Annotated in this window: 1 pseudogene; it reads right to left on the bottom strand. The window is 62.5% G+C overall.

The window, feature by feature from the left end:
• A pseudogene (gene istB / locus AACY08_RS29395) lies at positions 1–467 on the bottom strand (IS21-like element IS1631 family helper ATPase IstB); the annotation flags it as partial.

Here is a 467-nt window from a genome sequence, read left to right as displayed (position 1 = left end):
CGACGCGATTGGAGGTGACGATGACGCTGCGGCGCAGTTTGTAGCGCTGATGGATCAGGGTCTGCAGCAAGGCGCCGGCGTCGTCAGGGATGGCGCGGGCGAGGAACAGATCGTCCAGCACGAGGAGATCGCAGTCGATGATGGTTCGCAGCCGGACCTCGCGTTGCGCCGGGGAGTTCAGGACGTAGCGGTGGAAGAAGTCGTCGGTCTCAAGATACTGGACCTTGTGGCTTTGCAGGATCGCCTGATAGGCAATCGCCTTGGCGATGTGGGATTTCCCGGTGCCAGGTTTGCCGACGAGCAGCGCGTTCTCGCCGGCGGCGATGAACGCCAGGGTGTGGAGCTGGAAGCAGGTTTGGCGCGGCAATTTGGGATTGAAGGACCAGTCGAACTCGGCGAGCGTGAGCTTTTCGTCGAGCCCGGATTGCCGGTATCGTCGCTCGATAAGGCGGGACTGACGACGGTCC

It is taken from the genome of Pseudomonas sp. EL_65y_Pfl1_R83, assembly GCF_963970695.1.
Lineage (GTDB): Bacteria > Pseudomonadota > Gammaproteobacteria > Pseudomonadales > Pseudomonadaceae > Aquipseudomonas > Aquipseudomonas tritici.
This window is presented reverse-complemented; position numbering and strand designations above follow the sequence as displayed.